Origin of the sequence: Microbacterium sp., from assembly GCF_044508325.1 — a bacterium.
Classification (GTDB): Bacteria; Actinomycetota; Actinomycetes; order Actinomycetales; family Microbacteriaceae; genus Microbacterium.
In genome coordinates, this window is record NZ_JBIQHX010000001.1 from 99,335 (window position 1) to 120,784 (window position 21,450).

The 21,450-nt window shown below is 72.6% G+C and carries 15 protein-coding genes and 1 pseudogene; 9 read left to right on the plus strand and 7 right to left on the minus strand.

Going from position 1 to position 21,450, the window contains the following annotated elements; translation table 11 throughout:
• Genes ACIWQI_RS00490 through ACIWQI_RS00500 form a run of 3 tightly spaced genes read left to right on the plus strand, consistent with a single transcriptional unit; the run spans position 1 to position 1,501 of the window.
• Positions 1-327 (plus strand): lycopene cyclase domain-containing protein, encoded by a 327-nt coding sequence (locus ACIWQI_RS00490; RefSeq protein WP_396655090.1) that lies wholly within the window; start codon positions 1-3, stop codon positions 325-327.
• Positions 324-626: a lycopene cyclase domain-containing protein gene (locus tag ACIWQI_RS00495; protein ID WP_396655091.1), complete on the plus strand. Its 303-nt coding sequence runs from the start codon at positions 324-326 to the stop codon at positions 624-626. Before ACIWQI_RS00490 ends, ACIWQI_RS00495 begins: the two co-directional genes overlap by 4 nt.
• Positions 623-1,501, plus strand: a complete 879-nt coding sequence (locus ACIWQI_RS00500; protein ID WP_396655092.1) for a prenyltransferase — start codon at positions 623-625, stop codon at positions 1,499-1,501. Before ACIWQI_RS00495 ends, ACIWQI_RS00500 begins: the two co-directional genes overlap by 4 nt.
• 4 nt (positions 1,502-1,505) lie before the next feature.
• Here ACIWQI_RS00500 and ACIWQI_RS00505 read toward each other — a convergent pair whose 3' ends face one another.
• Positions 1,506-4,406 (minus strand): UPF0182 family protein, encoded by a 2,901-nt coding sequence (locus tag ACIWQI_RS00505; protein WP_396655093.1) that lies wholly within the window; start codon positions 4,404-4,406, stop codon positions 1,506-1,508.
• A gap of 41 nt (positions 4,407-4,447) precedes the next feature.
• Positions 4,448-5,587 (minus strand): PDZ domain-containing protein, encoded by a 1,140-nt coding sequence (locus ACIWQI_RS00510; protein WP_396655094.1) that lies wholly within the window; start codon positions 5,585-5,587, stop codon positions 4,448-4,450.
• Between the two features lie 160 nt (positions 5,588-5,747).
• Here ACIWQI_RS00510 and ACIWQI_RS00515 point away from each other — a divergent pair, with 160 nt between their 5' ends.
• Together ACIWQI_RS00515 and ACIWQI_RS00520 are read left to right on the plus strand one after the other, a co-directional pair.
• Positions 5,748-7,106 (plus strand): zinc-dependent metalloprotease, encoded by a 1,359-nt coding sequence (locus tag ACIWQI_RS00515; protein ID WP_396655291.1) that lies wholly within the window; start codon positions 5,748-5,750, stop codon positions 7,104-7,106.
• 95 nt (positions 7,107-7,201) lie between these two features.
• A pseudogene (locus ACIWQI_RS00520) lies at positions 7,202-7,987 on the plus strand (hypothetical protein); the annotation flags it as partial.
• Here ACIWQI_RS00520 and ACIWQI_RS00525 read toward each other — a convergent pair.
• A complete protein-coding gene (locus ACIWQI_RS00525; protein WP_396655095.1) occupies positions 7,869-9,659 on the minus strand; it encodes an ATP-dependent helicase in 1,791 nt (596 codons plus the stop codon). The pseudogene ACIWQI_RS00520 and the gene ACIWQI_RS00525 overlap by 119 nt on opposite strands.
• On the minus strand, positions 9,656-10,576 hold the full coding sequence (gene nudC / locus ACIWQI_RS00530; protein WP_396655096.1) for an NAD(+) diphosphatase: 921 nt from the start codon (positions 10,574-10,576) through the stop codon (positions 9,656-9,658). The genes ACIWQI_RS00525 and nudC overlap by 4 nt, the downstream gene beginning before the upstream one ends.
• A 64-nt stretch (positions 10,577-10,640) precedes the next feature.
• Here nudC and ACIWQI_RS00535 point away from each other — a divergent pair, with 64 nt between their 5' ends.
• On the plus strand, positions 10,641-11,921 hold the full coding sequence (locus ACIWQI_RS00535) for a phosphotransferase (protein ID WP_396655097.1): 1,281 nt from the start codon (positions 10,641-10,643) through the stop codon (positions 11,919-11,921).
• A 4-nt stretch (positions 11,922-11,925) separates the two neighbouring features.
• Here ACIWQI_RS00535 and ACIWQI_RS00540 read toward each other — a convergent pair whose 3' ends face one another.
• A complete protein-coding gene (locus ACIWQI_RS00540; protein ID WP_396655098.1) occupies positions 11,926-15,237 on the minus strand; it encodes a UvrD-helicase domain-containing protein in 3,312 nt (1,103 codons plus the stop codon).
• Positions 15,234-18,362: an ATP-dependent helicase gene (locus ACIWQI_RS00545; RefSeq protein ID WP_396655099.1), complete on the minus strand. Its 3,129-nt coding sequence runs from the start codon at positions 18,360-18,362 to the stop codon at positions 15,234-15,236. Before ACIWQI_RS00545 ends, ACIWQI_RS00540 begins: the two co-directional genes overlap by 4 nt.
• Before the next feature lie 131 nt (positions 18,363-18,493).
• Here ACIWQI_RS00545 and ACIWQI_RS00550 point away from each other — a divergent pair, with 131 nt between their 5' ends.
• On the plus strand, positions 18,494-18,718 hold the full coding sequence (locus ACIWQI_RS00550) for a DUF3107 domain-containing protein (protein WP_396655100.1): 225 nt from the start codon (positions 18,494-18,496) through the stop codon (positions 18,716-18,718).
• Position 18,719: 1 nt separating this feature from the next.
• Positions 18,720-19,007: a hypothetical protein gene (locus ACIWQI_RS00555; protein ID WP_396655101.1), complete on the plus strand. Its 288-nt coding sequence runs from the start codon at positions 18,720-18,722 to the stop codon at positions 19,005-19,007.
• Positions 19,008-19,028: 21 nt separating this feature from the next.
• Here the strand turns inward: ACIWQI_RS00555 and ACIWQI_RS00560 are convergent, their stop codons facing one another.
• Positions 19,029-19,754, minus strand: a complete 726-nt coding sequence (locus ACIWQI_RS00560; protein ID WP_396655102.1) for a ferritin-like fold-containing protein — start codon at positions 19,752-19,754, stop codon at positions 19,029-19,031.
• 189 nt (positions 19,755-19,943) lie between these two features.
• Between ACIWQI_RS00560 and ACIWQI_RS00565 the strand changes: the two genes are divergently transcribed.
• Entirely contained in the window at positions 19,944-21,449 is a 1,506-nt protein-coding gene (locus ACIWQI_RS00565) for a DEAD/DEAH box helicase (RefSeq protein ID WP_396655103.1), read from the plus strand.
• Position 21,450: the final 1 nt, after the last annotated feature.

Sequence of the window (21,450 nt, forward strand, 5' to 3'; positions counted from 1 at the left end):
GTGCCGGGCGCGTACCTGCTCGCCATCCTGGCCGGCGCAGGATGCCTGGCGCTGATCGACGCCCGCTTCCGCCTCGGGTTCTGGCGGTCGCCGGTGCGCAGCGCCGTCGCGGTCGGAGCCGGGGCGGCGCTCTTGCTGGCATGGGACGCCGTCGGCATCGCCGCCGGGGTGTTCGTCAAGGGCGACAGCCCCTTCTACCTCGGCTGGGATCTGGCCCCGCACCTGCCGGTCGAAGAGCCGGTCTTCCTCGTGTTCCTGTGCTATCTCGCGCTCCTGACCGCTCAGGGCCTCGCGCGGCTGCGCGCCCGGCGCCGGAGGGAGCCGTGACCTATCTGCTGCTGGGCATCCCGTTCCTGGCCGTCACCCTGACGGTGACGCTGCTGAGCGCGACGAGGCCGCACTTCGGGCGGCGCATGGCGGCCAGCGCAGGGGCGGCACTCGTGCTCATCGCTCTCACCGCCGTCTTCGACAACGTCATGATCGCCGCGGGTCTGTTCACCTACCCGGAGGAGCACCTCATCGGTGTGCGCATCGGGCTGGCCCCCATCGAGGACTTCATGTACCCGCTGTGCGCCGGCTTCCTCGTCCCCGCCGTGTTCGCGCTCACCCGCGGGAGCCGAGCATGAACGCCTCGCGCAGCGCGCTGCGGCAGCTGCTGGTGGCGTCCCGGCCGGTGAGCTGGATCAACACGGCGTATCCGTTCGCGGCCGCCTATCTGCTGACCGCGCGCGGGATCGATCTGCCGCTCGTGATCGGCACGCTGTTCTTCCTCGTGCCGTACAACCTGGCCATGTACGGGATCAACGACGTGTTCGACTACGAGTCCGACCTGCGCAACCCGCGCAAGGGCGGCGCGCACGGCGCGGTGCTGGATCGCCGCCTCCATCGCGCCACGCTGTGGGCTGCAGGGCTGTCGTGCCTTCCCTTCGTCGTGTACCTCGCGATCATCGGCGATCCGCTGTCGCTGCTCGTGCTGGCTCTGAGCCTGTTCTTCGTCGTGTTCTACAGCGCGCCCCCGCTGCGACTCAAAGAGGTCCCGTTCGCCGACTCGGCCACCAGTGCCGTCCACTTCGTCTCCCCCGCCGTGTACGGCCTGGTGCTGGCGGGCGCGGTCTGGACCTGGCAGCTGGGGCTGATCATGCTCGCGTTCGCACTCTGGGGCGTCGCATCGCACGCCTTCGGCGCCGTGCAGGACGTCGCGGCCGACAGGGAGGCGGGCATCGCGTCGATCGCCACCGCGCGCGGGGCGCGGTGGACCGTGCGATTCGCCCTGGTCGGCTACGCGGCGGCGGGCGTCCTGATGCTCGCGACGGCGTGGCCGGGACCGCTGGCCGCTCTCCTGGTCGTGCCGTACCTGGTCTCGGTGTGGCCGTTCCGCGACATCGCGGACGAGTCCGCGCACACGGCGAGCCGCGGGTGGAGCCGCTTCCTCTGGCTCAATCAGCTCGCCGGGTTCGGCGTCACGCTGCTGCTGATCTGGTGGTGGATCATGACATCCTGACCGCTCAGCCCTCCTGTGCGGCCTCCAGCTCCAGCAGCTTCGTCACGGCGTCCGTCAGACGCTTGTCCGCCTCTCCGTACGCCGCCCAATCGCCGGCCTCCAGGGCCGTCTGACGGTCGATCATCGCCTGCTGGGCGGCCTGCAGAGCCTGCTGGTACTCCGACCCGGTCGGCTCCGTCGGCTGCGTGGGATCGGTCGGCTCGGTGGGCTCGGTGGGCTCGGTGGGCTCAACGCCGGCATCGCCGCCCTCGGCCCCCGAGTCGCCGCCGAACAGGGCGTCCAGGCCCTCGTTGAGCGTGTCCTCGAAGGCGACCTTGTTGCCGAACGAGACGAGGATCTTCTGCAGGATCGGCAGCTGCGTGCCGCCGGAGGACTGCACGAACACCGGCTGCACGTAGAGCAGGCCCCCGCCGACCGGCAGCGTCAGCAGGTTGCCGTTGAGCACCCGCGACTGGTTCTGGTTCAGCAGGTTGCTGAACGACGAGACCTCGGGGTTCGCGTCGAAGGTGTTCTGCACCTGGCCGGGGCCGGGAATCGTCGTGTCCGCGTCGATCACCAGCATCCGGAGCTTTCCGTAGTCGTCCTTCTTGACCCCCGCCTCGGCGCCGGCGTCGGCGTCGACGGCGAGGTAGCCCATCAGCACGTTCCGGGCACCGGCGCCGGTGGCCTGCGGGATGAACGTCGTGAACATCGAGAAGGTCGGCGCCACCTGACCGGGCATCTTCATCGTCAGGTAGTAGGGCGGCTGGAATCGCGTCGTGTCCTGCGGGTCGTTGGGCGTGGCCCAGCGGTTGTCGCTCTGGTAGAACGACGCGGCGTCGTCCACGTGGTACACGCCCAGCATCGCCCGCTGCACCTTGAACAGGTCGGTCGGGTAGCGCACGTGACTCATCAGGTCGCTGGACATCTCGCTGATCGGCTCGACGGTGCCCGGGTAGATCTTCTGCCACGTCTGCAGCACCGGATCCTCGGTGTCCCACGCGTAGAGGGTCACCTCGCCCGAGTAGGCGTCCACGGTCGCCTTCACGGAGTTGCGGATGTAGTTGATGTTGTCGATCGCGAAGCGCGGCTGCGTGTTGTTCGAGTCGGTGATCGCCTGGTCCAGGCTCACCGTCGTCGAGTACGGGTACGTCGAGGCGAGGGTGTAGCCGTCGACGATCCACACGATCCGGCCGTCCACGACGCTCGGGTACGGATCGCTGTCCAGTTCGAGGTACGGCGCCGCCTTCTTGACGCGGGTGAGCGGGTGGCGGTCGTACAGGATCTGCGACTCGGAGTTGACGTAGTCGGAGAACAGGATCTGCTCGGACTGGAACTTCAGTGCGTAGATGAGCTTCGTGAAGAAGTCGCCGATGCGCGGGCCGCCGTCGCCGTCGAAGGTGTACTTGGTCTCGCTCGCCCCGTCGGTGCCGCGCGGGTAGTCCAGCTCGACAGGCGGCGCACCCTCGGGAGCGCCCACGATCGAATACGCCGGCGAATGCTCGCCGAAGTAGACCCGCGGCTCGAAGCCCTCGTCCGACAGGACGCCGTGGGCGGGGATGCCGCGCTCGATGAACACCGGCTCGCCGTCGGCGGTCCGCGCGTTGCCCTTGGCGGCGACGATGCCGTAGCCGTGCGTGTAGACCACGCTCGTGTTCTGCCAGGTCGCCGAGGCCCCGAGCTCGGCGAGGTTCAGCTCGCGGACCGAGACGACGGTGTCCTGCGACTCGCCGTCGATCTCGTAGCGGTCGACGTCGAGCGGGTCCTGGAACTGATAGTACGAGCGATACTGCTCGAGCTGCTTGATGGTCGGCGAGATGATCGCGGGGTCCATGATGCGGATGGATGCCGTGGTCTGGGCGTCCTGCTGCAGCTGCCCGGCCTCGGCGTCCGTCTCCGCCGTGAACTCCGTCTTGTCGAGCCCGTCGATGCCGTACGCGATCTTGGTCGCGTCGATGTTGCGCTGGTAGTACGGGCGCTCGAGGCTGAGCTCATTGGGCTTGACCTCGACGGTGTTGATGATCCACGGGTACACGGCGCCCAGGACGATCGCGGAGACCACGAGCAGCCCGGTCGCGATCAGCGGGTAGCGCCAGCGGCCGATGAACGCCGTCACGAAGAACAGCACCGCCACGATGGCGGCCGCGATCGCGAGGATGGTCTGCCCCGGGATGACGGCGTTGACGCCCGTGAACCCCGGGCCGGTGATCATGTCGCCGGGCTCGACCATCGTCTTGTAGCGGTCGAGCCAGATGCTGACCGCCTGCACCAGCAGGTAGAGGCCCGCGATCACGGCCAACTGGATGCGCGCCGCCTTCGAGATGCGCAGCTCGCGCTGGCCGATCCGCACCGAGCCGTACAGATAGGCGACCAGCGCGGTCATCAGCAGGCAGATCAGCAGCGTCGCGGAGACGAACCCGAGCAGCGCGCTGTAGAACGGCATGCCGAACAGGTAGAACCCGGTGTCCAGTCCGAACTGCGGGTCGGTCGCGGAGGTCTTCACGCCGTTCAGCCAGAGCCACGTGGTCTCCCACTGCGCCGACGCGGCGAAGCCGGCGAAGAATCCGAAGAAGACCGGGATCCCCCACATGGCCAGACGTCGCAGCGGCTCGACGACCTCCTGGTAGCGGTCCAGCTGAGAGCTCAGCCGTGCGTACACGGGACGCAGGCGATAGGCGAGCTGGATCGCGATCCACACCGGGACCGCCATGCCGAGGAAGCCCACGGCGAACATGACCACACGTGCCAGCCACTGGGTGGTGAGCACCGTCTGGTATCCGAGCTGTGTGAACCACAGCCAGTCGGCGTAGAGGTTGGCGAAGACGAAGAACCCGATCACCAGGGCGGCGAGCACCACCAGGGTGATGGCGATGGCGCGGCGGGACTTTCGGGGCGTGGCCGGCGTCGGCGCTGAGGTCGTGGTCACCCATCCATCCTAGGCAGGCGCCGCTGGACGAACGCCGAGCCTCAGCGCGCCGCCACGACGGACTCGCACGCGGGCAGCGCGTCCAGGTCGCCGTCGCCCGCGATCGCGTCCAGTGCCGCGAGCGCGTCGTCGAGGTCGCCCACGGAGAACACCCGCAGTCCGTCGGGGACGTGCCCGACCACCTCGTCGCAGTTCGACTGCGGCGCGAGGAACCATTCGGCACCTGCGCTGCGCGCGCCGTAGAGCTTCTGCCGGATGCCGCCGATCGGGCCGACCTCGCCGTCGGCGGTGATCGTGCCGGTGCCGGCCACGCTCTCGCCCCCGTTGAGCTCCCCCGGGGTCAGCACGTCGATGATGCCCAGCGCGAACATCATCCCCGCGCTCGGACCGCCGACGTTGTTGAGCTGGATGGCGACGTCGATCGGGAAGTCGTAGTCGGTGATGAGGGTCACCCCGATCAGCCAGCTCGTCTCCCCGTCGTCGCCCGCCACCTCCTGCGGCGTGATGCGGACAGACTCCTCGACGCCGTCGCGCTCGATGGTCAACGGCACCGGCCCGCCCTCGAGGCTCTGGATGATCTCGCGAAGGCGGTCCACGTCGGTGATCGCCTGACCGTCCGCCGCGAGGATCACGTCGCCCTCCTCGAGGATGCCGACCGACGCCGAGTCCTCGATGACGCCGTACACGCGCAGCTGCGCGTCGACCTCGTATCCGAGTTCGATCAGCGCCGCGGCGGTCGCCTCCTTCTGCGAGTCGATCATCATGAACGCGCTCTGCTCGCTGCGCTGCTCACTGGTCTGGCCGTCCGGGAAGACGGCGTCGATCGGCAGCACGGCGCGGGAGGGGTCGAACCATGCGGTGGCGAGCTCGAGCCAGGACGGGGTCCGCTCGCGGTTGCCGACCGTCTCGACCGTGAGCAGGTCCAGCGCCCCGTCGGTGGGATACGTCTGCGCGCCCTCGACCGAGATGAGCGGCACCATCGTGCCGTCCGCCGCGCGTGCTTCGCCGAGCGTGTTGTAGACCGGGCCCGGACGCTGGATGACGAAGGACGTGGGCAGGAAGGTCATCGCCAGCAGCGCCGCCAGTGCGACCACGAGCGCCCAGATGCCCAGAACCGTTCCCCGCGGCATGCGTCTGCGCGGTGCCGGCACGACCTGGACGGACTCTTCGAACAGCGCCACAGGTCCGCCTTTCGGGATTCGTTCGCGACCGGCGTAAGCACGAGGGCGCTGGGCCGGGAAGAGCGCGGGATCGTGCGACTAGCGTAGAACGCACCCGGCTGAAAGGCGGCTAGACGTGACAGACGACGACCGCAGCCCCGAAGACGAGTTCCAGGAGCTGATGAGGCAGCTGTTCGGCGCATCGGGTGCCAATCTCGATCCCGACCAGCTCTCGCGGCTGTCCGGCGTGCCCTTCGACCCGGCCATGATGTCCACCGTCATGCAGCACCTGCAGAGCGCGTTCGCCGGCGCCGGGGAGGGCGGGATCTCCTGGGATCTCGCCCAGCGCCAAGCCCTGCACATCGCCAATCAGGACGGCCGCAGCGTGACTGCGGGCCAGCAGACCGATCTGGATCAGGCGTTCCGCCTCGCGGCGCTGTGGGTCAGCGAGGCCACCGCGATCGCCGAGCTGGCCGAACCTGCCCGCTCCCTGACGCGCGGCCAATGGGTCGAGCAGACCCTTCCGGTCTGGCAGGAGCTCGCCGAGCCGGTGGCCACGAGCATCGCCGACGCGCTGACCCGCACGCTCAGCGAGCAGGCACCGGAGGAGCTGCAGGGAGTCGTGCAGGGCGCCGGGCGCCTCATGCGCGGGATCGGCGGATCGCTGTTCGCCGCACAGCTCGGCCAGGTCGTCGGCCGGCTGTCCACCGAGGTGGTCGGCGCCGGCGAAGTCGGCATCCCGGTGATGCCGCCCGGAGTCGCCGGGATCCTCCCGCAGAACTTCGCCGCGTTCGGCGAGGGACTCGAGGTGGACGCCGACGAGGCGGCCCTGTACATCGCGGCCCGCGAACTTGCCCGCGCCCGGCTGTTCCGGCACGCCAAATGGCTGCGCGTCCACGTCATCGCCCAGGTGGCCGAGATCGCCCGCGGCACCCTCGTCGACAACGCCGGCCTGGAGGATCTCGCCTCGCGGTTCGACCCCAGCGAGCCCGAGGAGCTGCGGCAGGCGCTCATGAGCGGTGAGCTGCTGCAGCGCTCCGAGTCGGGGCAGGCCGCCCTCGTGCGCCTGGAGAACATCCTCGCCACGATCGAGGGCTGGGTCGACGTCGTGACGACCGATGCCACCGCCCGACTGCCGCACGCAGACCGCCTCGCCGAAGCGGCACGGCGCCGACGGGCGGTCGGCGGGCCGGCCGAGCAGGCGCTGGGCTCGCTCGTCGGACTGGAGCTGCGCCCTCGTCGTCAGCGGGAGGCGGCCGCGATGTGGCGCGCCGTGACCGACGCCGTCGGCATCGAGGGACGCGACGGCCTGTGGGACTACCCCGACCTGATGCCCGAGTCCTCCGACATCGACGACCCGTCGGGCCTGGTCGCGCGCCTGGAGGCCAGGGCGCGCGGCGACGAGCCGATGCGCGACGCGCTCGACGAGGCGCTCGAAGCGCTGCTGTCCGAGGCGGGCGCCGACGACGCCGATGACGACGCGCCGGAGCAGGGCGGACCCCAGGAGCCGGAGGGTCCGCAGGACCCGCGGCCGGTGTAGCGGCCCGCTCCTGCACAGATCGGACCGCGGTCGCCGGTCGCGCACAGCTGTGGACAACCCCCGCCCGAGCCGACTGAGTCCGTGAGAATCGGCGCATGCCGGTGCTCCGAATCGATCCCGCCCATCCACCGCTGTGGCGCGACGAGCGCACCCTGCAGTTCGGCGCGGACGATCGCGCCCGCATCGACCGGCCGCCGCCGTGGCAGCTGCGGCTGATCCACGACCTGCAGAAGGGGCTGCCCCGGCGTGCCCTGGCGGTGCTCGCGGAGCGCGGCGGGGGCTCGGTCCAGGCCGTCGACGACCTGCTGGAGACGCTCGCCCCCGTGCTGCAGCCGCCTGAGTCGCCGCGTCTGCGCGTCGTGCTCGAAGCGGCAGCCGGCGACCCCGCCGCAGAGCGGGTCTGCGAGGCCCTGGACACCGCCGGGCTGATCGTCGCCACCGTCGACGGCACGGATCGGGTGCCCGCGACGGCGGACCGGACGCTGCCGCGCGTGCTCGTGGCGCACCATGCCCTCCCTCCTCCGCGGGCTCGCGCAGCGCTGCGCGACGACGCGCCGCACGTTCCGATCGTGTTCTCGGGCCGCAGCGCGGTCGTCGGGCCGCTCGTGGTCGCCGGGGAGACCGCATGCCTGCAGTGCCTGGAGGCGCACCGGCGGGATGCGGATGCGGCGTGGCCGATGCTGCTCGCGCAGCTGCTGGGCCGCGACCCGGTCCCTGTGCCGGCGGCGCTCGCGGCGGAGGCGGGTCAGCTCGCCGCGCACCTCATCCGCGGCGAGGGGCCCCGCGCCCCGCGGGCGACGGACGGCCTGCGGCGCGAGCACTCGGCGACCCTGACGTCCGGCGCGGCGCGGCGGCAGTGGCGGAGCCATGCGCCGCATCCAGAGTGCGGCTGCCGATCTCCGCGAGGAATCGCGACGGACTCCGTGCGACGCGCCCCCGTCCGCGTGACCAGGAGAGCGACAGTGTTCGCCCTGCCCGCGTGATCCCGACGTAGGCGAGACGTCGCTCCTCGTCGATCTGCTCGAACGTGGTCGCGTACGAGATCGGCAGCAGGCCCTCGGCGAGACCGGCGATGTGCACATGTGGCCACTCGAGCCCCTTTGCGGCGTGCAGCGTCGAGAGCGTGACGGTGCCCAGCTCCGGCTCGTGCTGGTCCTGTGCGCGCGCGAGCAGGGCATCGGTGAACCCGCGCAGGCTCGTCCCCGGCGGCGCGGACTCGGCCAGCCGCAGCAGCGCCGTCCGCGCCTCCCACGCGTCGCGCAGCGCACCCCCGGCGGGAGGTGGATCGTCGGTGTATCCGAGCGAACGCAGCACGTCGCGGACGGTGTCGAGGAAGCTCGTCTCCAGCGGGGCCACCGATGCCGCGCGCAGGGCCATGACAGCCTGCCGCACCTCCGGCAGGTCGAAGAAGCGCGCTCCGCCGAGCACCGTGGCGGCCACCCCGTGGTCGGCGAGCGCCTGCAGCAGGGCGCCCGACTGCGCGTGGGCCCGGTAGAGCACCGCGATTTCGCGGGCGGCCGCGCCCTCGGCCAGCTGCGCGGCGATGCGCGCCGCAATGCCCGCCGCCTCGGCCTCGTCGTCCTCGTAGCCGGTGACCACCGGGCGGGGCGAGGTCGCCTCGCCCCGGGCCGAGACGAGCTGGAGGGCGCCGGGCCGGCCGCGCATCAGCGCGTTCGCGACATCCAGGATCGCCGCGTCCGACCGGTGGTTGCGCTCGAGCCGGATCACGGTGCCGTCCGGGTGGCGGTGGGCGAACTCGAGGAGGAACCGGGAGTCGGCGCCGGCGAACGAGTAGATCGTCTGGCTCGCGTCGCCCACCACGCACAGCTCGCCGCGATCGCCGACCCACAGCTCGAGGAGGCGCTGCTGCAGCGGCGAGACATCCTGGTATTCGTCGACCGTGAAGTGCCGGTACTGCTCCCGCACCGCCTTCGCCACATGCGGCTCGGCCTCGAGCATCCCCGCACAGGCGAGCAGCACATCCTCGAAGTCCAGTCCGCGACGCTGGTCCTTGAGCCGTTCGTACGCGCGATGCAGATCGGCCACCTGCTCGACGGGCAGGCCACCGACCCCGTCCGGTCGCGCACGGACGTACTGCTCGATCGATCGCATCGTGACCTTGCGCCACTCGATGCCGGCGGCGACGTCTCTGAGGGTGGCGGTGTCGGGGCGCAGCCCGATCCCGTCGGCGGCGTGGGCGAGCAGCCGTACCTTGCCGTCGATGAGGGACGGCGCCGAATCGCCGGTCAGCGCGGGCCAGAAGTGGTTCAGCTGCGCGAGCGCGGCAGCGTGGAACGTGCGGGCGGCGACACCCTGCACGCCCAGCGCGCGCAGGCGGCCGCGCAGCTCACCCGCCGCCTTGGTGGTGAAGGCGACCGCCATCACGCGGCGGGGCGAGTACGCGCCGGTGTCGACGCCGTGCGCGATGCGGTGCGTGATGACGCGGGTCTTCCCGGTGCCGGCGCCTGCCAGCACGCACACAGGTCCGCGCAGGGTCGTCACGGCCTCCAGCTGCCGCTCGTCCAGGCCCGCCAGCGGGTCGACACCCGTCACCGGTCGTTCCCGTCCAGCCAGTCGCGGATCAGCGTGTGGGCGATCGAGGCCGCCCCCGGCAGCACGACCTCGCTGCGGCCGTCGAAGGCCGCCTGGAGTTCATCGCGCGAGAACCAGCGCACCGACACGATCTCCTCACCGTCGGGGCGGGCGTCGTCGTCGCGTGAGGCGACCGCCCAGAACCCCACCATGAGGGAGCGCGGATACGGCCAGGCCTGCGAGACGCGGTACTGGAGGTGCGTCACCCTGATACCAGACTCCTCCGCGATCTCGCGCTGCACGGCGCCCTCCAGCGACTCGCCCGCCTCGACGAACCCGGCGAAGCAGGAGTACCGGTTCTGCCCCCACAGGGCGTTCGAGCCGAGCAGCAGGCGGGAGCCGTCTTCACTGCCCACCGCGACGATCACGGCCGGGTCGGTGCGCGGGAAGTGCTCACGTCCGCACGCCGGGCACCGGCGCGACCACCCCGCGTCACGCACATCGGCCGGCGCGCCGCAGGCCGGGCAGTGCGGCGCATCGACGAGCCACCGGCCGAGGGCGACGGCCTGCACCAGGACGCCGGCATGCGCGGGGTCGAGGTCGCCCCCCACCGCACGAAGGCCCGCCCATCCCCCCGGGGCCTCGATCGGGGCGTCCGCGTCGGCGGGGAACGCCGCGCAGAGCACGGCAGCGGCGTCGATCCTGCCCAGGAAGCCCCAGTGCGCCGGCTCGGGCACATCGGCCGGCGAGACGAAGTGCAGGGCATCGCCGCCGGCGCCCAGCGGCGCCCGATCGCCGCACACGATCAGCACGCGGGTGTCCGCGTCCGCGCGCGCTGCGGCCAGCGACTCGTCGCTGCGCTCCTGCGCCGCCCGGTCGATCCCGCCCCGAGCCAGCGGCGGCTGGGCCGGTCGTGGAGGGTGCGGGTGCGCGGTCATCGAAACCTCTCTCGACGGGCGTGGCGCGGGGATGCCCGCACGGGACCGACCTACCCTGAGGGGCATGGCACGCTCACCCCTCACTCTAGCCGCGGCCGCGACGTCGGCCCTGCCCCGGGTGCGCGTGGTCGCCGCAGGGCCGCTCACCGCCGGCGGCTCCGGGCGCTGCGACGCTGCCGTGCTCCGGCTGGACGACGGGCGCTCGGTGGTCGTCCGCGCGCCGGTCGATGACGCGGCCGCGCGCGAGCTGGCTGCCGAGGCCAAGGCTCTGCGGGCGCTCACCGCCGGCGTCCGGGGTCTGCTCGGTGCCCGGGCACCGGAGCTGCTCGGCGAGGCGCGCCTCGGCGACCGGGCGGCGCTGGTGACAGACCTCCTCCCCGGCTACCAGATCGAAGCCGCGCACCTGCCTGCGGGCCCGGGCGCGGCCGAATCGGTCGGCCGCGCAGTCGCCTCGGTGCACGCGCTTCCCGTGTCGGTCGTGCGCGACGAGGGACTTCCGGCGCGCACCGCGGAGGAGACCCGCACCGAGACGGCGGCGCTGCTGGATCGCGCGGAGGCGACCGGGCGCGTACCGGCCGCGCTCCTGGCGCGCTGGCGAGGCGCTCTGGCGACGGACGACCTGTGGCGGTTCGAGTCCACCGTCATCCTCGGGGGTGCCTCGGCCACCTCGTTCCTGTTCCAGGACCTGCCGTACTCCGGGGACCGGTCCGCACCGGCGGTGACGGGTCTGCTCGACTGGCACGGACTGAGCGTGGGCGACCCGGCGACCGACCTGCGCTGGCTCGCCTCGGCCCCCGAGGCGGCCGACGACGTGTACGCCGCCTACGGCGACAGCGCCCACCGCGCACCGGACGCCGCGCTGCGGGTGCGTGCGCGGCTCTATGCCGAACTGGAGTTCGTGCAGTGGCTCGTGCACGGCAGCACGCTGCACGAGGACGGGATCGTCGACGACGCGGCCGCGCTCCTGGAGGACCTGGCCCGCAGCGTGGGCGATGACAACCTCGTCCCTCAGGACGCCCGCGAGCCCCTCGACGACGCCATGGCGCTGCTGGATCGGGTGCCCGAGACCAGTCCCGGCGTCGACACCTCGATGCAGACGGACGCCTACGATCCCGCGGAGCTGGCGGGGCTGTTCGACCCCGTCGAGCCCGACGTCGAACAGGATGCCGGCGGGTCGGCGGGCGCGGCACCGGGCACCGACACCGCCCCGATCGATCTCGTGGCCTGGGCAGACGCCCACACCGCCGAGCCCGACGACGCGAGTGAGGCCGACCCCGAGGCCGACGCGGCGGAGGCCGAGCGCGCCTCCCGCGAGGCCCTGCGGCGCTGGGCCGCCTCCGAATAGCCGGTCACGCGCGCAGCACGAGGTCGTCGCCGACGTAGTAGAGCGCGACGTCGATCTGCTCCAGCGGCACGCCGTGCTTGGCGTGGTAGGCCCGCCGGTACAGTTCCAGCTGGAGCATCCGCTCCCGACGCTCTGCGGGCGTCTGCGGCGGCCTCCCGGTCTTCCAGTCGACGATCTCGATGCGGTCCCCCCGTCGGTACACCGCGTCGAGCTTGCACACCACGATGTGCTCGCGCCCGTCCAGTCCGGTGTCGGTGAAGTCGATCTCGGTCTCGACCGCGATCGGCTTCAGGCGCGCCCACTCGGACCTCTCGAAGGCCGCCTTCAACGCGGCAAGACGCTCGGAATCGCGGGCGGATGCCTCGCTCGAGGTTTCGTCGTCGCCTTCGAAGAGACCGTCGTCGATCGAGCCCCCGCGGCCGCTGAGCCCTGATCGCTCCTCAACCCAGGCATGGAAGAGCGTGCCCAGCCGCGTCTGCGGGTACGGGCGCTCGGGCATCGGACGGCTCAGGCGCGCGACGGCTCCCGCATAGTCGGCGACGAAGTCCTTGTAGCGCGACGCCGGGATCCGCTTCGGCGCTTCCGCGGGCGCCGGGCTGCGCTGTGCGGCCCGCTCGTGCAGCAGCAGTGCGAGATCGGGCGCCGGCTCCGGCCCTGGGCCCTCCATCGCGGCGTCCACGCGGGATCCGGCGTCGGTGACCACGTCGCGGCGGGCACCGAGCGCATCCATCGGCCAGGTGAGCAGTCGCCGCCGTCCCGTGTAGGGATCGTCACCGGGCTCGTCGTGCGCCAGGGGGATCTCGAGCGCGTGTGCGACAGCGTCGAGGAACGGTGACCGCTCGCGCGGCTTCTTCGTGCCCGACCAGCTCGACCCCGTCAGCAGCAGCCGATCGCGGGCACGGGTGACGGCGACGTAGGCGAGCCGGGTCTCCTCCTCCAGGTGGCGGGCCCTGTTCGCGGCGACGAACTGCTCGAACGACTTCTTGAGATCCTGCTGGGTCGGCGCCTCGGTCCGCTCCCAGCGCAGCCGCGGCAGCCAGGGCGCGTCACCGCGGAACTCGTAGGGGAGCACGCCGAACCCGAGCCACGCCCGGGTGTCGCGCTGACGGGTGGGCAGCTCGTCGGAGACCAGGCGCACGACGGCGACGGCGTCCCACTCCAGCCCCTTCGCGCCGTGGATCGTGAGCAGCTGGACGACGTCGTCTTCGGGGGGCTCCGTGCGCGGGGCGAACTCGTCGAGCCGCTCGGCGTGGTCGAGCCAGGCGAGAAGGCTCGGCAGCGAACCGGACTCGTCCGTCGCCAGGAACGCGTGCAGCTCGTCGACGAAGGCGCGAAGCTGGGCCGAGGCGGTGCGTGCGGGTCCGCGTGACTCGTTCGCCGCCAGCTCGATGTCCAGACGCAGCTCGCGTTCGATGAGGCGCACCAGCTCGGGAACGGGCAGGGAGGAGGCGCGGCGCAGCCCGTCGATCACGGCGGCCGCCTCGCGCAGCCGCTCCCGCGCGGCGGCGGTGAACCCGCTCAGCCAGCCGTGCTCGGGTCCGTGACGGAGCACGAAGTCGAGCGCATCCAGCAGCGAGCCCTGGTCGTCGGCGCCGGACTGGCGGACGAGGTCGACGACCTCGGCGGGCAGCGGCTGCAGCGCCGCATCGTGGGTGGCGATCCGCCGCGCCAGGCGCGACAGCTCCCGCAGATCCGCCAGGCCGATCGCCCACCGCGGCCCCGCGAGCAGCCTGATCAGAGCAGAGCCGGCTCCCGGATCGCTGATGACGCGCAGCATCGCCACGACGTCGACCACCTCGGGCGTGGTGAGCAGACCGCCGAGCCCGAGGATGCGGTGCGGGACGCCGCGGCGCCCGAGCGCCTCTCCGAAGCGCACCATGTGCTTCTTGCTGCGGAACAGGATCGCTCCCGTCGTGCTGCGACCGTCCGCGAGTCTCTCGCCCCGCACCCGTGCGAACCACTCGGCGACCCGATCGGCCTCCGCGTCGATGTCGGCGTCGAAGCCCACCTCGACCTGGCCGGCGGGTGCGTTCGGCCGCGCGCGGAGCGGCTGCACGGGCACCGCCGCGCCCGCCGCCAGCGGCGCCAGCACGGCGTTCGCGGCATCGAGCACCCGCCTGCTGTTGCGCCAGCTGGTCAGCAGCGAGTACTCGCGGCATCCCGTATCGCCCCCGAACGCGGCGGCGAAGCCGCCCAGGTTGCCGGCGCTGGCACCGCGCCAGCCGTAGATCGCCTGATGCGGGTCGCCGACCGCCATCACCGGAGTGCCCCGGAAGAGGGTGGCGAGCAGGTCGGTCTGCACGACGGAGGTGTCCTGATACTCGTCCAGAAGGACGACCCGGTACCGGTCGCGCAGCTCGGCGACCACCGACGGGTGGCTGCGCGCGACCTCGAGGGCTCCGGCGACCTGGTCGGCGTAGTCGATCACGCCCAGACGGCGCTTCTCGGCGCTGTACGCGCGGGCCAGGTCCGTGAGCAGCTCGAGGGCGGCGACGTTCTCCGCCGCGGTGCGCACCTCGGCGTACACCTCGGTGCCCCGGCGCTGGGAGGGGCGCGCGCAGACGTCGGCGAACCGGCCGGCGAACGCGGCGAGCCGGTCGAGGTCGACGAGGTTGTCGACGCCGTCGCGGGCGATGCGCAGCGCTGCGGAGATGATGCTGCTGAGCGCCTCGGCGCGCTGCTCCAGACGCTCGTCGTCGGACGCGAGCACGATGCGGCGCATGAGCAGCCAGGCGCTCGACTCGGAGAGCACGGCCGCCTCCGCGTCGCGACCGATCCGGACGGCGTGCTCGCGCACCACGCCGTCGGCGAAGCTGTTGTACGTCGACACCGTCGGGCGGTGCAGCAGCGCGTCCGGATCGCCCGCCGCACCCGCGCTGTCCGCGGTTCCGCCGAGCCCGGCGAGCGCGCTCCGGCGCCGCTGCTCGATCGCGGCGGCGGGCCCGCCGGCATCCTTCTCCCGCTCCAGCTCGAAGAAGACCGCCAGTCGTCCCTGCGCGTGCAGCTCGGGCAGCGCCGGCAGAAGGCCTCGCCGCTCGAACTCGGCGAGGCGCTGGAGGCGCTGCTGGATGCGCTCGGCGAGTTCGCCGGCGGCCTTGCGCGTGAAGGTGAGCCCGAGCACCTCGTCGCGGCGCACGATGCCGTTCGCGACCAGCCACACCACGCGGGCCGCCATCGTCTCGGTCTTGCCGCTGCCGGCGCCGGCGACCACGAGGGCGGGCTCCAGCGGCGCCTCGATGACGGCTGTCTGCTCGTCGGTGGGCGGGAACTGGCCGAGGGCCGCCGCGATGACCGCGGCGGACAGCGCGGCCGTCACGACGCGCTCACCGCCTTGACGGTGTGGATGCGGCACAGCCCGTACGTGTGATCGTCGCGGCAGTGCTGCTCGAAGGGCGCGGTGAACGTCGTGCCGCGCATGATGTCGACCGCCTCGCGCACCCGCCCCAGGAACGCGGCGCGACGGTCCTCGTCGAACGGGGCCTGGGTGGGGGTGACGTAGTCCTTGCGGGTGCTGCTGGGGCGCAGCACGAGCAGCTTCGCCCCGCCGGGCGGGAGCCCGGCGACCTGCGCGATCGCCCCCGACTCGAACGCGAGCTGGTAGGCGGCCAGCTGTGGATTGTCGGCCACCGCCGCGTCGCTCTGGGGCTCGTGCTTCCCGGTCTTCAGGTCGACGATGACCACCGAGCCCTCGGGCGTGAGCTCGACCCGGTCGATGTAGCCGCTCAGCACGACGCCGTGCTCGTGGGCCCCGTCGTATTCGATCGGGACCTCGAAGTGCGGCTCGGCCCCGATCAGCCGCCCGCCCTGCTTCTCGAACCGGTCGAGGTAGAGGTGCAGGCGGCGCACGAGGTCGCGGGCGCGGGCGCGCTCGGCGCGATCGCGCCACGCCGACTCGAATTCCAGCTCGCCCCAGCGCGCCTCCACCGCCTGCCACAGCGCCTGCTCGTCGGCACCCTCGCTGTGCTCGAGCGCGGCGTGGATGATCGTCCCGAGCCCGGCCACGGCGTTGCCGGCATCGCCGCCGAGATCCCCGATCACCCAGTTCAGGGCGCACTCCTCGACCGCGTGCAGACGTGACGGAGACACGCGCACGGCCTCGCGGTCGAGGTCGCGCAGCGGGGCATCGGTGGTGGGTCGCCGCAGGCCGTACCACTCGGCGGGTGCGGCCCCGGGAACGCCGGCTGCCGCGAGGAGCGCGAGCTGACCGGGCGCGTCGGCGCGCTCGCGCGCCGACGCACGCGGATCGGTGAGTGCCCGGCGATGCTGCGCCACCAGTCCGCGCAGCGAGAGCGGATGCTCCATCGATCGGGGGGCCCGCTCGGGCTCGGGGAGGAACTCGAAGAACACACTCGGTCCGGTGTCGTCGTCGTCCACCGCCGTGACGACCAGCCGGCTCCGCGCGCGGGACAGCGCCCGGGCGAACAGGCGCAGCTCGTCGTGCATGGCCGCGCGGCGACGGTCCAGGATGCCGGGGGCACCGGCATCCCCCGGGGCCCGCGCCGCCGCGTCGGCGAGGCGCCACGTCTCCAGAAGGCTCCCGCGCAGACGCGTGTTGGGCCACACCGACTCCTGCACGCCCGCGACGATCACCGTGTCGAACTCGGTGCCGACCGCGGCGGCGGGCGTCAGCACGCGCACCGCGTCGCCGCGCTCGGGCGCGCCGAGCCGGTCCTCCGCGACGGCGGCCTCGGCGATGCCGCGCACGAACACGAGCGCGTCGCCGGCATCCAGCTCCTCGCCCCGTCGCTCGACGAACCGCTTCGCCGCCTGGAACAGCGCCACGACCGCATCGAGGTCGCGGTTCGCCTGCTCTGCGAGCGGACCGGTCCCCGCCGCCGCCGCTCCCCAGGCGCGCTCCAGTCCGCTGCGCTCCCACACCGTCCACAGCAGCTCGTGCACGGTGGCGCCGCGCTCGAGCTGCGCGCGCAGCAGCTCGATCGTCCCGGCCACCCGGGCCGCGCGGCGTGCTTCGCGCGAGTCGAGCACCGCGAACTCCGCCCGGTGCGCCAGGGCCGAGGCGAGCAGGTCGCGCCCCGAAGGCACCGTCCCGCCCTCGACGGCTGCGGACAGCGCGGCGTGCCGCAGTCCGGTGCGCAGCCGCCGCAGCGCGATGGGGTCCATTCCGCCGGCGCTGCCCTGCAGAGCCCCGTCGATCTGCTCGGGCGCCCACGACGGGGGATCGGCCGCCGCCAGCTCGATGAGCAGCAGCAGGTCACGCACGGGCGCCAGCGCGCCCAGCGGCCGGCCGGGCCCGACGGCGCTGGTGGGCACCTCCCGCGCGGCGAGCTCCGCCTCGAAGGCTGCGACCTGCCGGGTGTCGTGGGCGATGACGGCGCACTGCGACCACGGGATGCCGTCGTGCACGTGCCGCTCCCGCAGCATCCGCGCCACGGCGTCGAACTCCTCGGACGCCGACCGCAGCGCGAAGGCGCGCACGCTCCCGTCGGGGGCGGCGCCCGCCGGCGGACGGCGATGCGCGACGAGCCCCACGGCGCCGATGCGCTGCGTCACCTCGCGCACCAGATCGGTCTGCGCGGTCGTGCCGCGGTGCTGCGTGTCGAGCACGTGCGGCGCGGCACCCAGCGTGTGCGCCAGCCGGGCGAAGTTCTCGGGCGTCGCGCCGCGGAACGCCCCGGAGCCGACGTCGGGGTCGCCGAACGCGAGCACCGCGACGCCGCGCGCCGCGCAGGCCTCGAGCAGCTCCACCGCGCCGAGGGTGAGCTCCTGCGCATCGTCGACGAGCACGGCGCGCAGGTCGGCGAACGGGCCGAGCGCGGCCGCGTCCGCCCGTGTGCGGACGATCCCCAGCGCCTCGCGCACGAGCCCCGCGGCATCCCGGTGCGCCCCACGCAGGTCGGCCCGCACGTGCAGGTACTCACCGAAGAAGGACGCCAGCGCCTCCCAGACCGGCATCCGGTGCGCCGCGCCCAGCGCGGCCAGCCTCGCCGGCTCGATGCCGAGCGTCGTGCACTCCGCGAGGAACGCCCGCAGCTCGCCGCGGAACCCTCTGGTCGCACGGACGTCGGCGCTCAGCCAGTCCGGCCAGCGCCGCCGCCCGAGGGCCTCGTCGGCGGCGTCTCCGTCGAGCAGATCCTGCAGGATCTGGTCTTCGTCGCCTCCGGTCAGCAGCTGCGGCGGCTCGTCGCCCGCGGCGACGGCGGCGGCGCGCACCAGCTGGAACGCGAACGATGCCACGGAACGGGCGAGCGGCCCGGACGTCGCCGCGCGGACGGCGAAGGCCAGCCGGTCCCGCAGCGCGGTCGCGGTCTGCCGGCTGGGCGTGACCACGAGGATGCCGTCGGGCTCGATGCCGCCGGCCACCAGGCGTCGGACCCGCTCCACGAGCACCTCGGTCTTGCCCGTTCCGGGCGCCCCGACGACCACGCCGGACGCATCGAACGGCAGCGCGAGCACGGCGCGCTGCCCGGCATCCCACTCCATCCGCTCCCCCTCGTCCGAGTCACGCTAGCCGACGTCGCCGACACCGCGTTCGCCCTCGGCGTTCACGCAAGCCCGCCCGCGGCGGGTGCCGTAGAGTTTGGGAAGCGTCCTCACCCGAGAAAGGCAGACCCGTGGAGATCCGCATCGGCATCGCCAACACCGGCCGTGAACTGAGCTTCGAGACGAACGAGAGCGCGGACGATGTCAAGAAGTCCGTCGCCTCGGCCCTCGACTCCGCGGCCACCCACCTGACGTTCACCGACGACCGCGGCAGCTCGTACATCGTGCCCACCGCCGGCCTCGCCTACATCGAGATCGGCACCGAGGAGGCGCGTCGCGTCGGATTCGTCGCCTGACATGCTGATCGTCCTGGCGCTCATCTGGGGAGGCTCGGTCGGCGCCGCCCTGCACTTCGGGCTGCCGCGCCGTCAGCTGCGCGGCGCCGCCCTGGGCCCCATGCTCGGAGCGGCCGTGGGCGGCGCGGTGTGGCTGCTGCTCACGTGGATGGGCCTGGAGGAGACCGGCTGGATCTGGCTCGCTTCGCTCACCGTGCCCATCATCGTGACCTGGCTGACGCTCGTGGTGCTCGACCGCATCCGGGTCGACCACGACGAGCGCGAGCGCGCCCGCCTCGGCATCGTCTGAGCGCCACCGCGGCTGCGCGCGTCAGGCGGAGAGCCCGAGCGCATCCATGCGCCGGGCGTGTGCGCCCATGAGCTCGGTGAACACCGGCTCGACCTGCTTCTCCTCCTCGGCGTCCAGATCGCCGGGGCCGGGCGTCCCGCGCAGCGCCGAGCGGGCGATCAGCAGCGTGTCGCCTACGAGGCGCCGGCCCCACATCGCCAGCAGCGAGCGCCATTCCGCATCGCGCTCGATGATCGCGCCGAGCAGGTCGACGATCGCCTGCCGGTCGTCGTCGCCCTGCAGGATCGCGGCCACCCGGCGACCGGTGTCGCCGTAGCTGGCCGCCAGCGCGTAGTAGAAGTCGTCGAGCATGCCCGCGGTGATGTGCACCGAGAGCATCGTCTCCTGCGGGCGCACGCCGTGGGTCGCGCGGCGGAAGGCGTCCAGCTCCTCACGGAACGGGAGCATGATCGCGGTGGGGTCGCCGTCGCGCTCGCGGATCAGCGCGACGATCGCCTCGTGCTTGGTCAGCGCCGCCCCCGCGGCCCGCGAGAGCGCCTCCTTCTCGCTCAGCTCGGGCGTCGACGCGATGAGCTCGCTGAGGGTCTCGAAGTAGCCGAGCTGGAGGTAGGCGGCCTGCCCGAGGAACGTGTCGACGTCGGGGGCCAGCTCCTCGAAGGCGACGCGGGTGGCATCCCCGAAGTCCCCGCGGGCGCGCAGCTGGAGGGTGCGGCCCTCGCGCCGGCGCTCCCAGAACCACCTCACCACGGCACCCAGCCTAGTTTCACCGAGCTCACGGTTGTCGTCCGGTAGGCTGGTTGTCGCCCCGGCACCGGATCGGGGCCCCGCGCCCGTGGAATGAGCCTTCGGCGTGGACAATCCTCCGCCCCGCGCAGCGATCTGCGCAGGGCGTCCGAGACAGGGCAGCATCTCACTGCCGGACGGGCTGACACAGCTATGACATCGTTCGCCGATCTGGGCGTCGATTCCGACATCGTCGACGCACTCGCCGCCAAGGGCATCGTCGACTCATTCCCCATCCAGGAGCAGACCATTCCCCTGGGCCTGCCAGGGCAGGACATCATCGGGCAGGCCAAGACCGGCACCGGGAAGACGTTCGGCTTCGGCATCCCCGTCGTCCAGCGTCTCGGGCTCGATCCCGCCCCGGGGGTCAAGGCCCTCATCGTCGTCCCCACCCGCGAGCTGGCGGTCCAGGTCTACGAGGACATGGACATGCTGACCTCCAACCGTTCGACGAGCGTGGTCGCGATCTACGGCGGGAAGGCGTACGAGGGGCAGATCGACCAGCTCAAGGCGGGCGCCCAGATCGTGGTCGGCACGCCGGGCCGTCTCATCGACCTGAGCAACCAGCGCCTGCTCGACCTCTCCCACGCGACCGAGGTCGTGCTGGACGAGGCCGACAAGATGCTCGACCTGGGATTCCTGCCCGACATCGAGAAGATCTTCGCCAAGGTGCCGGCCGTGCGCCACACGCAGCTGTTCTCGGCGACCATGCCGGGTCCGATCGTCGCGCTCGCGCGCCGGTTCATGTCCAACCCGATCCACATCCGGGCCACCGATCCGGATGAGGGCCTCACCCAGGCGAACATCCGCCACCTCGTCTACCGCGCGCACGCCCTGGACAAGGACGAGATCATCGCCCGGATCCTGCAGGCCGAGGGCGGCACCAAGGCCGTCATCTTCACCCGCACCAAGCGCGCCGCGCAGCGGCTCGTCGACGAGCTGGGCGACCGCGGCTTCAACGCGGCCGCCGTGCACGGCGACATGAGCCAGGAGGCGCGGGAGCGCTCGATGGCGGCGTTCAAGTCGGGCAAGAAGGACGTCCTGATCGCCACGGACGTGGCCGCGCGCGGCATCGACGTCGACGATGTCACGCACGTCATCAACCACACGATCCCCGAGGATGAGAAGGCGTACCTGCACCGTGCCGGTCGCACCGGGCGTGCCGGCAAGACGGGGATCGCGGTGACGTTCGTCGACTGGGACGACCTGCACAAGTGGGCCCTGATCAACCGCGCGCTGGACTTCGGGCAGCCCGAGCCCGTCGAGACCTACTCGTCGAGCCCGCACCTGTACGAGGATCTCGACATCCCCGCCGGCACGAAGGGCCGCATCGTGACCGCTCCGCGCACGCAGTCGGTGCGCACGCAGCGTCCCGCCCGTGCCGCCGATGCAGCCGAGGAGGGGACGAGCGAGGGCACGACGCGCCGTCGCCGGCGTCGCCGGCGTGCGAACGCCCCCGTGGGCGCGAGCTTCGCCGAGGGCGCGGATGCCCCTTCCGCGGCAGGCGGCGAGGCATCCTCCGCGGCGGCCGACCATGTTCCGGACGGCACCGGCACGCACGACGGGCGCGGCAAGGAGCACCACGACGGCAAGCCCGCCGCAGCGCGCCGCCGCCGGCGCCGGCGCCGCACCTCCGGCAGCCCCAGCCAGGGCGCCTGAG